Here is a 12,386-nt window from a genome sequence, read left to right on the forward strand (position 1 = left end):
GCGAGCGCTTTTCAAATCAGAGCGTCAGGCGACGCGGAGCACGCAGACGTTGCGTCCTGGGTGCAGCAACACGTAAACCGCCGCCGCCGTTGTTCCTGCCAGGCGCAGCAACACGTAAACCGCCGCAGCCGTTGTTCCTGCTAGGCGTGGTCACGCTAATCACGCAGCACAACGGCACGCCTGCAAGGCCGAAAGCACCGGGCCACCACCCGCAACGCTACCGCTCACCAAACGCACGACGGCGAAGTCGCAACTCCGCCGTCATGCCACACCTACAATTACACGCCGTGCGCGGCCAGCTGCCCCAAACGCTGCACGGCTACCGACACAGTCGGGTAGTCGAGCGTTTTCTGCTCGGCCACATCGCTCAGCATCGCCAGGGTGAAACGCAGGCTGGAGTCATCGCGTGCCAGCCAGTTGGCCACCTTGTCCTCGGCACTGGCGCCGGGCATCGACAACACCTGACCGGCCAGCGTGCGCTGGTGCGCGGCCAGTTCGTCGCGCAGCACGCCACGTGCCACCGCATGCCAACGGCCGTTGACCTCCAACGCGTCGATCTGCTCGAACAGCCACGGCAGACGCAGCGCTTCGCCAAGACGGAAATGCACCTTGGAGACTTCCACCGGCTTGAGCTTGCGCGTGCGCGCCAGTTCGATGATGTCGAAGGCCGGCTCCAGGTAACGCAACTCGCACAGCTGTTGCGCCAGCTCGGGCGTGAGCCCCTTCTCCTGCCATTCCTGCACGCTGGCTTCGTACACCGGGCGCTGCGCATCCGGCAGCACGCCAGAGGCCACGCGGATGTCATTGAACGGGCCGTGGTAGCGCTCTACCGCCGCAGTGATCCCCGGCATCTGGCCCGGGCGCGACAACAACCAGCGCACGAACGAGCGCTGCAGGCGCCAGATCACTTCCAGCGCGTCGATCTGCACCGATTCAGGCACCTTGCCGTCCAGCGCGTCGATCTGCGTCCACAGCGCGCGCGCATCCAGCGTTTCGCGGCTGATGGTGTAGGCCTTGGCCACCTCGGCAATGCTGCGGCCGGTGTCTTCCTGCATGCGCATCAGGAAGGTGGCGCCCATGCGATTGATGGTGGTGTTGGTCACCGCGGTGGCGATGATCTCGCGCTTGAGGCGGTGGCGCTCCATCGCATCGGCGTACTTTTTCTGCAGCGGCTGCGGGAAATACCGCTGCAGCTCCTTGGACAGGTACGGATCTTCCGGGATGTCCGATTCCAGCAACTGCTGGAACGCCACCAGCTTGGAGTACGACAGCAGCACCGACAGCTCCGGCCGGGTCATGCCCTGCCCGCGTGCCTTGCGGGCAGACAGCTCGGCGTCGGAGGGCAGGTATTCGATCTGCCGATCCAGCAGGCCCTGCAGCTCCAGCGTGCGAATGAAATGCTGCTTGGAACCCAGGCGCTTGACGCTCATCCGCTCCATCAAGCTGATGGCCTGGTTCTGGCGGTAGTTGTCCCACAGCACCAGGTCGGCCACTTCGTTGGTCATCGACGCGAGCAGCTTGTTGCGCGCGTCGTAGGTGAGCTTCTTGGCCTGCACCACATCGTTGAGCAGGATCTTGATGTTCACCTCGTGATCGGAGGTGTCCACGCCGGCCGAGTTGTCGATGAAGTCGGTGTTGAGCAACACGCCGGTCTGCGCAGCCTCGATGCGGCCAAGCTGGGTCAAGCCCAAATTACCGCCCTCGCCCACCACCTTGCAGCGCAGCTCGCCACCATTGACGCGCAGGCCGTTGTTGGCGCGGTCGCCGACGTCGCCGTGCGACTCGCTGGCCGCCTTGACGTAGGTGCCGATGCCGCCGTTCCAGAACAGGTCCACCGGCGCCTTGAGGATGGCGTTCATCAGCTCGTTCGGCGAGAGCTGCTTGACGCTTGCGTCCAGCCCCAGCGCCTCGCGCACCGGTGCGCTGAGTTCGATCGACTTGAGCGTGCGCGGGTAGATGCCGCCACCGGCGCTGATCAGCTTGGCGTCGTAATCGGCCCAGCTGGAACGCGGCAACGCGAACAGCCGCTCACGTTCGGCGAAGGACGCCGCCGCATCCGGGTTCGGGTCCAGAAAAATATGCCGGTGATCGAACGCCGCCAGCAGGCGGATGTGGCGCGACAACAGCATGCCGTTGCCGAACACGTCGCCGGACATGTCACCGATGCCGACCACGCTGAAATCCTGGCTCTGGCAATCGCGTCCCAGTGCACGGAAGTGGCGCTTGACCGACTCCCACGCACCGCGCGCGGTGATGCCCATGCCCTTGTGGTCGTAACCGACCGAGCCACCGGAGGCGAATGCATCACCCATCCAGAAGCCGTGGTCCAGCGCGAGGCCATTGGCGATGTCGGAGAAGGTGGCCGTGCCCTTGTCGGCCGCCACCACCAGGTACGGGTCGTCCTGGTCATGACGCACCACCTGCGGCGGCGGCACGATCTTGCCGCCGACGATGTTGTCGGTGATGTCGAGCAGGCTCTGGATAAACAGCTTGTAGCAGGCGATGCCTTCGGCCTGGATCGCATCGCGGTCGCCGCCCACCGGCGAGCGCTTGACGTAGAAACCGCCCTTGGCACCGACCGGCACGATGACGGTGTTCTTGACCATCTGCGCCTTGACCAGGCCCAGCACCTCGGTACGGAAATCCTCGCGGCGGTCCGACCAACGCAGGCCGCCACGCGCCACCGCGCCAAAGCGCAGGTGCACGCCTTCCACGCGCGGGCCGTACACGAAGATCTCGCGGTACGGGCGCGGCTTGGGCAGGTCCGGCACCAGCGACGAGTCCAGCTTGAAGCTGATGCAGTGGCCGTGCTTGCCGTCCTTGCTGGTCTGGTAGTAGTTGGTGCGCAGCGTTGCGTCGATCACGTCGATGAAGCTGCGCAGGATGCGGTCTTCGTCCAGGCTGGAGACGCGGTCCATCAGCTTGAGCAAGGTGGCGCGGGTGGCTTCCTGCTGCGCGACGCGGTCGCTGCCGCGCGCCTGCAGCACCGGTTCCAGCGCCTTCAGCGTGGCCTCGTCGCCGGCGGCCAGCACAGACAGCTGCTCGCGCAGGCGCTCCTGCCCGGCAAGGATCTGCGCCTTGGTTTCGCCGCCGGTGGACGGGTCGAAGCGTGCTTCGAACAATTCCACCAGCAGGCGGGCCAGCAGCGGGTAACGGGTAAAGGTGGCCTCGACATACGCCTGCGAGAACGGCGTGGCCGTCTGCAGCAGGTATTTGCAGTAGCCGCGCAGCAGCGCGACCTGGCGCCAATGCAGGCCGGCAGCCAGGATCAGTCGGTTGAAACCGTCGTTTTCCGCATCGCCATTCCAGATGCGCTCGAACGCCTCGCCAAACGCCGCATCGGCGCTGTTGGCGTCGATGTGGCCGGCAGTGGATTCAACCTCGAAGTCCTGGATGTAGACCGGCGTGTCGCTGACCTGCAAGCGGTACGGGCGCTCGGAGATCACCCGCAGGCCCATGTTTTCCATCATCGGCATCGCGTCGGACAACGGGATGTCGTCGAGCTGGCGGTACAGCTTCAGGCGCAGGCCGTCGCCGGTATCCAGGCGCACCGCGCTATCGCGGCGCACTTCCTGCAGGCTCAAATGCAGATCGTTAGGGCCATCCAGCGCGGCCAGGTGTTCGACGTCGGCGACCGCCGATTCGATCGACGAATCCTCGATGTAACCGGCCGGCAGCGCGCGGCCGAAATTGGCGGCCATACGCAGGCCATGCGCTTCGCCATGACGGGCGACCAAGGCCTCGCGCAGAGCGTCGTGCCAGTTGCGCAGCACATGCGCCAGGCGGGTTTCCAGCGCGGTGGTGTCGAACTCCAGCGCCTCGCCACTCTTGGCACGCACGATCAAGTGCAACTGCGCCAACGGCGATTCGCCCAGCACCACGCTGGAATCGATGTACTCGCCATGCAGCGCATCTTTCAGCAGCGCTTCGATGCGCAGACGCACATCGGTGTTGAAGCGCTCGCGCGGGATGTACACCAGCGCAGAAATGAAACGGCTGTACTTGTCGCGACGCAGGAACATGCGGCTGCGCACGCGCTCCTGCAGCCCCAGGATGCCGATCGCGGTGCGATACAGCTCGTCCTGGTTGGACTGGAACAACTCCTCGCGCGGCAGCGTTTCCAGGATGTGGCGCAGCGCCTTACCGCTATGGCTGCTCGGGGTCAGCCCGGACTTGCTCATCACGTATTCGTAGCGCTGGCGCACCAGCGGGATTTCCCACGGGCGGCGGTTGTACGCGCTGGAAGTGAACAAGCCCAGGAAGCGCTGCTCGCCGACGATGCGGCCCTTGGCATCGAATTCCAGGATGCCGATGTAATCCATGTAGCCCACCCGATGCACGCGCGAGCGTGCATTGGTCTTGGTCAGGATCAACGCGTCCTTGAGCTTGGCCGAGGTGTTCAGGCCATGCGCGGCCAGCGAGGTCACCGGCCGTGCCGGCGAAATGTCATGCCCGCGCATCAGGCCCAGGCCGCTTTCTTCCACCGGCGCCAGCACCTCCTGGCCGTCCTGCTTCTCCACGCGGTATTCGCGGTAGCCGAAGAAGGTGAAGTGGTCCGAGGCCGCCCAGCGCAGGAATTCCTGCGCTTCGTGGCGGCTGATGTCGTCCATCGGCAAACGGCGCGTGGCCAGGTCGTCGGCAAGCATCACCATCTTTTCGCGCATTGCCGCCCAGTCATGCACGATCGCGCGCACTTCGGCCAGCACCTTGCGGATGGCCGCCTCCACCTTGGGCATTTCGTCGGCCGGCTGGCGGTCGATCTCCAGCACCATTAGCGATTCGCTCTTGCCCTCGCCCACCGCGATGAGCTTGCCGCCCTTGTCGCGCGCAATGCGCAGCACCGGGTGGCCAAGCACGTGCACGCCGATCCCCAGTTCCGACAACGTCATGCTCACCGAGTCCACCAGGAACGGCATGTCGTCGTTGACGATCTGCAGCAGCGTGTGCGGCGACTCGTAGCCGTGGCTCTTCAGGGTCGGGTTGAACACCCGCACATTGACCGTGCCGGCCTTGCGCGTGCGCGCAAACTCCAGCATGTCCGCCGCCAGCGCCGCCCACTGTTCCGGCGGGTGGTTGGGAAACTCGTCTTCTTCCATGCGGCGGTAGAAATCGGCGGCGAACAGCTGCACTTCCGACTGACGCGCGGCCGGGTAGCGCTTGCGCAATGCGGCAAACACCGGCTCGAGGGTGATCTCCTGCGGAGCAGTGGCGACCACGGGGACGGCACGTTCGGCGACCGGCTTGGCTGACGTCGTGGACGAGTTCGAAGCGGCTTTCTTGGCTTTCATGAGAGAGCTGGGATGCTCGGTGGAAAACCTGAATTGTACCGATGCACGATGACGACGCCTTGCTGCATAGCGCAAACGCAGACAGGCCACGGCTTTTGCAAACTGGAGCAACGCCGGCGGCAGCGAATTACAGGAGTGAAGCGTCGCCCAACCGCCTCTTGAGGACCTCGACGGCCTGCGCGCCAGACGGCGCAAGGCTTGCGGACCTGGGTCGCAGAAAAGTTGTACAGACCAGACGGGCGCCGTCAAGGCTGTTTAAAAACTAAACTGGACGGTATAGTCTACCGCCATGACCCCTCGTTCCCCCCGTGCTGCCCGGCGTTCGGACTGCGACCGCCGTATCCACGCTGCCGTGCACGCGCTGCTGGCCGAGCGCGGCATGCGGGTGAGCATGACGGCGGTGGCCGAGCGCGCGGGCTGTTCCAAGCAGACCCTCTACAGCCACTACGGCTGCAAGGAAAACCTGCTGCGCGACGTGCTGCAGGAACACGTACAGCTGGCCACGGTGCCGCTCGGGACCGCCACCGGCGATCTGCGTGAAGACCTGCTGGCCTTCGCGCTGGCCCATCTTGACCGGCTCAATCGCCCGGATGTGCTACAGACCTGCCGTCTGGTGGAGGCGGAATCGCACCGGTTCCCCGGCCAGTCGCAGCAGATCTTCCATGAAGGCGTGGTTGGCATGCAGGAACGACTTGCGTCGCGGTTTGCACAAGCGATCGACGCAGGTCAGCTGCGGCATGACGATCCGCACTTCATGGCCGAGCTGCTGCTCAGCATGATTGTTGGCCTGGATTTCGACCGTCAGCGCTTTCAGGTGCCACACCGCGCCGGCCTGCCCGCCAGGCAGCAGTGGGCACAGTTCGCTGTCGACACGTTTATGCGTGCGTTCGTCGCGGTGGTCACGCCGCCCCGGACGCCCGCGCGTTCCTTTCTCACTTCAAGACCCTAACGGAGTTCCTCCTCATGATTGCCCCGCTCCGCACCTTCGGCCTGGCCTGTGCCATCACCGTGGCGCTCGCTGCCTGCAGCAAGCCCGAACAACAGCAGGCTCCGCCGCCGCCGGAAGTGTCGGTGCTGGAAATGAAACCGCAGACGCTGCCGCTGGAACGTGACCTGGTCGGTCGCCTCTCGGCGTTCCGCTCGGCCGACGTGCGCGCCCGCGTGGACGGTGTGCTGCTCAAGCGCCTGTACACCGAAGGCACCGACGTCAAGGAAGGCCAGCCGCTGTTCGAGATCGACCCGATGCCGCTGCGCGCAACGCTGCTGCAGGCACAGGGCCAGCTGGCTGCCGCCGAGGCAACCTATGCCAACGCCAAGATCGCCGCGCAGCGCGCGCGCAGCCTGGCGCCGCAGCAGTACGTCTCGCGCGCCGACATCGACACCGCCGAAGCCACTGAGCGCTCGTCCGGCGCCAGCGTGCAGCAGGCGCGCGGTGTGGTCGAGTCCGCCCGCATCCAGCTCAGCTTCGCCAGCGTGACCTCGCCGATCACCGGCCGCGCCGGCATTCAGCGCGTCACCGAAGGCGCGCTGGTCGGGTCGGGTGAAGCCACCTTGCTGACCACGGTCGACCAGATCGACCCGCTGTACGTGAACTTCGCCATGAGCAGCGAAGAACTGGCGGCACTGCGTCAGGCGCAGAGCAGCGGCAACGTCCAGCTCAGCGGCGACGGCAAGTCCACCATCAACGTGGAACTGGGCAACGGCACGCAGTACCCGCACCCCGGCACGCTGGACGTGTCCGCGGTGACGGTGGACCCGAGCACCGGTGCGGTGTCGCTGCGCGCCACCCTGCCAAACCCGGAAATGGCGCTGCTGCCAGGCGCGTTCGTGACCTTCAAGGCCAGCCTGGGCCAGCGCAACAACGCCTATCTGGTGCCGCAGCAGGCGCTGCAGCGCGATGCCACCGGCGCCTACGCGCTGGTGCTGGGCAAGGACGGCAAGGTGGTCCGCAAGAACCTCACCGTCGACGGCCAGCAGAAGGGCCAGTGGATCGTCACCGCCGGCGTCGCGCAGGGCGATCAGGTCATCGTCGATGGCGTGCAGAAGGCGAAGGAAGGCCAGCCCGCCAAGGGCGTGCCGTGGGATCCGAACAAGCCCGCACAAGGTGGCCAGCCCGGTGCGCCGGGCGCCGCCCCCGCCGCGGGTCAGGCCGGCACCGGCCAGGGCGCTCGTGCCGGCAAGGCCGACGCCGCCGCTCCGGCGGCTGGCGAACAGCCCAAGTCCGATGACGCGGCCCAGCCGTCCGATTCCCAGTCCAAGCAGCAGTGACGGAACCCCGCCATGCCTAAGTTTTTTATCGAACACCCGGTCTTTGCCTGGGTGGTGGCGATCCTGATCTCGCTCGCGGGCGTGATCTCGATCCTGAATCTGGGTATCGAGTCGTACCCCACGATCGCCCCGCCGCAGGTCACCGTCACCGCCAACTTCCCCGGTGCCAGCGCCGATACCGCCGAAAAGGCGGTGACGCAGGTCATCGAACAGCAGCTCACCGGTATCGACCACCTGCTGTACTTCAACTCCTCGTCGGCCTCCAACGGCCGCGTGACCATCACGCTGACCTTCGAAACCGGCACCGACGCGGATATCGCGCAGGTGCAGGTGCAGAACAAGGTGTCGCTGGCCACGCCGCGCTTGCCTTCGGAAGTGACCCAGCAGGGTGTGGTGGTGGCCAAGGCCAATGCCGGCTTCCTGATGGTGGCCGCGCTGCGCTCGGACAACCCGTCGATCGACCGCGACGCGCTCAACGACATCGTCGGTTCGCGCGTGCTCGAGCAGATCTCGCGTGTGCCCGGCGTGGGCAGCACCAACCAGTTCGGCGCCGAGTACGCCATGAACATCTGGTTGAACCCGGAGAAGCTGCAGGGCTACAACCTGTCGGCCACCCAGGTGCTGACCGCGGTGCGTAACCAGAACGTGCAGTTCGCGGCCGGTTCGGTCGGTGCCGACCCCACCCCGCAAGGCATCAGCTTCACCGCGACCGTCTCGGCCGAAGGCCGTTTCAGCTCGCCGCAGGAGTTCGAAAACATCATCCTGCGCACCGATAACAACGGTGCCACGGTGCGTCTGAAAGACGTTGCACGCGTCACGGTGGGCCCGAGCAACTACGGCTTCGACACCCAGTACAACGGCAAGCCGACCGGTGCCTTCGGTATCCAGTTGCTGCCGGGTGCCAATGCGCTGAACGTCTCCGAGGCGGTCGGTGCCAAGCTCGACGAGCTGCAGCCCACCTTCCCGCAGGGCGTGACCTGGTTCGCGCCGTATGAGTCCACCACCTTCGTGCGTATTTCCATCGAAGAAGTGGTGCACACGCTGGTGGAAGCCATCGTGCTGGTGTTCCTGGTGATGCTGCTGTTCCTGCAGAACTTCCGCGCCACGGTCATCCCGACCCTGGTGATCCCGGTGGCACTGCTGGGCACGTTCTTCGGCATGTACGTGATCGGCTTCACCATCAACCAGCTGACGCTGTTTGCGATGGTGCTGGCGATCGGCATCGTGGTGGACGACGCGATCGTGGTGATCGAGAACGTTGAACGCATCATGAGCGAGGAGCACCTGGAGCCGAAGGCGGCCACGCAGAAGGCGATGACCCAGATCACCGGCGCGGTGGTGGCCATCACCGTGGTGCTGGCGGCGGTGTTCATTCCCTCGGCCATGCAGCCGGGCGCCTCGGGCGCGATCTACAAGCAGTTCGCATTGACCATCGCGATGGCGATGGCGTTCTCTGCGTTCCTGGCGCTGAGCTTCACCCCGGCCCTGTGTGCGGCGTTCCTGAAGTCCACCCATTCGGACAAGAAGAACTGGATCTACCGCACCTTCGACAAGTACTACGACAAGCTGGCGCATCGCTATGTCGGCGTGGTCGGCAACACGCTCAAGCGTTCGCCGGCGTGGATGGTGGTGTTCGTGGTGCTGGTGGTGCTGTGCGGCTTCCTGTTCACGCGCATGCCGGGCAGCTTCCTGCCGGAAGAAGACCAGGGCTTTGCAGTGGCCATCGTGCAGCTGCCGCCGGGTGCCACCAAGATCCGCACCAACGAGGCCTTCGCGCAGATGCGTGCGGTGCTGGAGAAGCAGCCGGCCGTGGAAGGCATGCTGCAGATCGCCGGCTTCAGCTTCCTGGGCTCGGGCGAAAACGTCGGCATGGGCTTCATCCGGCTCAAGCCGTGGGAAGAGCGTGACGTCACCGCCGAGCAGTTGATCCAGCAACTCAACGGTGCCTTCTATGGCATCAAGGGCGCGCAGATCTTCGTGGTCAACCTGCCTACCGTGCAGGGTCTTGGCCAGTTCGGTGGCTTCGACATGTGGCTGCAGGACCGTTCTGGTGCAGGCCAGGAGGCGCTGACCCAGGCCCGCAACATCGTGCTCGGCAAGGCGGCGCAGAAGCAGGACACCGTGGTGGGCGTGCGCCCGAACGGCCTGGAAAACTCGCCGCAGCTGCAGTTGCATGTGGACCGCGTGCAGGCGCAGTCGATGGGCCTGGAAGTCAGCGACATCTACAGCTCGATCCAGCTGATGCTGGCCCCGGTGTACGTCAACGACTACTTCTCCGAAGGCCGCATCAAGCGCGTCAACATCCGTGCCGACGACCAGTTCCGTACCGGCCCCGAGTCGCTGCGCAACTTCTTCACTCCCAGCAGCACGGCGACGGGTGCAGATGGTCAGCCGGGGATGATCCCGCTGAGCAATGTGGTCAAGGCCGAGTGGACCTACGCCTCGCCGGCGTTGAACCGCTACAACGGCTATTCGGCGGTGAACATCGTCGGTAACCCGGCCCCGGGCGGCAGCTCCGGCCAGGCGATGCAGGCGATGGAGGAGATCGTCAACAACGATCTGCCGCCGGGCTTCGGCTTCGACTGGAGCGGTATGTCGTACCAGGAAATCATCGCCGGTAACGCCGCAACGCTGCTGCTCGCGTTGTCGGTGGTGGTGGTGTTCCTCTGCCTGGCGGCACTGTACGAAAGCTGGTCGATTCCGGTGGCCGTGCTGTTGGTGGTGCCGATCGGCGTGCTGGGTGCGATCACCTTCTCGATGCTGCGTGGCCTGCCGAACGATCTGTACTTCAAGATCGGCATGATCACAGTGATCGGCCTGGCGGCAAAGAACGCGATCCTGATCGTGGAGTTCGCAGTCGAGCAGCGCGCGGCCGGCAAGACGCTGCGCGAGGCAACACTGGAAGCGGCGCATCTGCGTTTCCGCCCGATCCTGATGACCTCGTTCGCGTTCATCCTGGGTGTGTTGCCGCTGGCCATTTCCACCGGCGCCGGCGCCAACTCGCGTCACTCCATCGGTACCGGCGTGATCGGCGGCATGGTGTTCGCCACCGTGCTCGGCGTGATCTTCATCCCGCTGTTCTTCGTGGTGGTCCGCCGCATGCTCGGCGACAAGCTCGACGAGCCGTCCAAGGAATACCTGGCCGTGCAGAACGACAGCGGCACGCATCGCCCGGATCGTTGAGTCAGGCGTTCGCTGTAAACCAAAAAGCCCCGGCAATGCCGGGGCTTTTTTTGTGTGCTGCAGCGACGAAACGCGATGCCCCATAGGAGCGCCCTTGGGCGCGATGGAGCTCTACCGCCTCAGCGTATCGAAGCGATTCGACAGTGCGGAGAGATCAGTTGTAGAGCAGCTGATCTGCGGCGTCGGTGCAGGCCCTTGCCCGCCTACCATCGCGGGACACGCTGCAAGTACCTCCCTGTAAGCTCTGACGCGGCATCCATGCCGCGTCAGGTTCCGCGATGGTAGGCGGGCAAGGACCAGTCGGAATGGTCGGTGTGCGGAGTTTTCCAACAGAGCACCGTTAACCGCCTGCTGCAGTGTCTTCGTTCTTCAAATAACGTCACCAGCCAACTGCCTGGTGTGGTGCCCTCGCCGCTTGCGGGACCGTGTGGCGGCATGGATGCCGCCACCGAGCCCCCAGGGACGGGTTCACGGCGTGTGCCGCGAGCGGTGAGGCACCGCACGCGCGACGAGCCAGGATTTTTGGCCGGCGCTGGCGCTACTTCGGGACAGTTAGATACCCGGCCTGCGGGCGCCGGTGGAGCCGCGCACCACGCAGCGGCCGGTCATCACCATGCGGCGAATCGGCAGCTGCGGGCTGGCCAGGCGTTCGAGCAGCAACGACATCGCGGCGCGGCCCATGTCTTCCACGGGCTGTTCGACCACGGTGATGCCCGGTTCGACCAGATCGGTCCAGCGCTCGTTATCGAATCCCGCCAACGCCAGGTCCTGCGGCAGCCGCAGGCCGGCGGTACGGGCGGCCTTCAATGCGCCCATCAGCAGCAGGCTGTTACTGGTGACGATGGCCTCGGGGCGGTCGGCGGCGGCCAGCCAGTGCTCCAGTTCGGCAATCGCGGCCTCGGCGGTGGGTGCCACTTCGCGGTAGTCCGGTGCCAGGCCCTGGGCATGCATGGCTGCCAGGTAACCGTCGCGGCGTTCGGCCGCGGTGGTGCTGGTGCTGCCGAACAACCCGCCGATGCGGCGGTAGCCCTGCGCCTGCAGATGCGCCACCAGCTCGGCCATGGCCGCGGCGTTGTCCAGCACCACGCTGTCGTAACGGCTGCCGGGGCCGGCGCGGTCCACCAGCACGGTGGGGTAATCCAGCACCAGCTCGTGCATGCGCCCCACCGTGACCCGGGTGGGCGCGAAGATCAGCCCGGTGATGCGTTCTTCCTGCATCAGCTCCAGGTACAGCGCCTCGCGCTCGGGATCTTCATCGGTATTGCACAGGGTCACGCGCATACCGGCCTTGTAAGCGACCTCTTCCACGGCACGGATCAGCGCGGTGAAGTACGGGTTGCGGATGTCGGCCACGATCACCCCGAGGATGCCGGAGTGCTGCGAACGCAGCCGACGCGCCATCAGGTTGGGGCGATAGCCGGTCTGGCGCACCGCAGCTTCCACCTTGGCGCGCACTTCTTCGCTCACCGGGCCGGTGCCCAAGGCGCGCGACACCGTGGACTTGGACACCCCGGCCACGCGGGCCACGTCATTGATGCTGATACTCACTGGGACCGTTCCCGCTCCATATTGCGCACCTGGACCCAGGCGCCCTGCCATTGCGATGCTAACCCGAAAGCACTACAGGGTTTTTGTGCACCGCACATT

Annotated in this window: 5 protein-coding genes; 3 read left to right on the forward strand and 2 right to left on the reverse strand. The window is 65.5% G+C overall.

What is annotated here, in order from left to right; genetic code table 11:
• Positions 1–278: 278 nt before the first annotated feature.
• Positions 279–5,288 carry an NAD-glutamate dehydrogenase domain-containing protein gene (locus QRM60_RS06530; RefSeq protein WP_285445824.1) on the reverse strand — a complete coding sequence of 1,670 codons (5,010 nt, stop codon included), beginning with the start codon at positions 5,286–5,288 and terminating at the stop codon, positions 279–281.
• A gap of 289 nt (positions 5,289–5,577) precedes the next feature.
• On the opposite strand from QRM60_RS06530, the gene QRM60_RS06535 reads away from it, so the two are divergent.
• From QRM60_RS06535 to QRM60_RS06545, 3 genes are read left to right on the forward strand one after another with little or no spacing between them, the layout of a single operon-like run.
• Positions 5,578–6,237, forward strand: coding sequence for a TetR/AcrR family transcriptional regulator (locus QRM60_RS06535; RefSeq protein WP_115556252.1), 660 nt, complete (start codon positions 5,578–5,580; stop codon positions 6,235–6,237).
• Between the two features lie 14 nt (positions 6,238–6,251).
• The gene (locus QRM60_RS06540; protein WP_285445825.1) at positions 6,252–7,556 is read left to right on the forward strand and encodes an efflux RND transporter periplasmic adaptor subunit; all 1,305 of its coding nucleotides are present in this window, start codon (positions 6,252–6,254) and stop codon (positions 7,554–7,556) included.
• A gap of 12 nt (positions 7,557–7,568) precedes the next feature.
• Positions 7,569–10,739 carry a multidrug efflux RND transporter permease subunit gene (locus QRM60_RS06545; protein ID WP_012438086.1) on the forward strand — a complete coding sequence of 1,057 codons (3,171 nt, stop codon included), beginning with the start codon at positions 7,569–7,571 and terminating at the stop codon, positions 10,737–10,739.
• Between the two features lie 552 nt (positions 10,740–11,291).
• On the opposite strand, the gene QRM60_RS06550 is transcribed toward QRM60_RS06545, so the two are convergent.
• Positions 11,292–12,287 carry a LacI family DNA-binding transcriptional regulator gene (locus QRM60_RS06550; RefSeq protein WP_011037512.1) on the reverse strand — a complete coding sequence of 332 codons (996 nt, stop codon included), beginning with the start codon at positions 12,285–12,287 and terminating at the stop codon, positions 11,292–11,294.
• Positions 12,288–12,386: the final 99 nt, after the last annotated feature.

Source organism: Xanthomonas sp. fls2-241-TYG-148 (assembly GCF_030208815.1).
GTDB classification, from domain to species: domain Bacteria; phylum Pseudomonadota; class Gammaproteobacteria; order Xanthomonadales; family Xanthomonadaceae; genus Xanthomonas; species Xanthomonas campestris.